A 299-nucleotide genomic window follows, 5' to 3' on the forward strand; every position below is an offset into this window, starting at 1 on the left:
GGCCTCACCCGATCCCGGGGTCCGGGAGAGGGCGCTCGGTGATTTCTACAGTGCGGCCCATCATCAGGGCGACGTGTACGCGTGCACGGCGGCGAGTCTGCCGTTCCTGTTCGCGCTGGCCGACGAGCCCGCGACCCCCGATCGTGCCTCGATCGTCGAGCGGCTGGTGAGCATCGGACGTGAAGCCGTGGACCGAGATGACGGCGGCGTCCGCATCGCCCCGGACGGCACCATCTCGACGGCCTGCACGGACAGTGCCGCGATGATGCGCGACCGCTCCGAAGCGTTCGTCACTTATG

Annotated in this window: 1 pseudogene; it reads left to right on the forward strand. The window is 68.9% G+C overall.

Going from position 1 to position 299, the window contains the following annotated elements:
* Positions 1 to 73: 73 nt before the first annotated feature.
* A pseudogene (locus J0695_RS42935) lies at positions 74 to 299 on the forward strand (HEAT repeat domain-containing protein); the annotation flags it as partial.

This window comes from Streptomyces beijiangensis (assembly GCF_017315755.1).
Lineage (GTDB): Bacteria > Actinomycetota > Actinomycetes > Streptomycetales > Streptomycetaceae > Streptomyces > Streptomyces beijiangensis.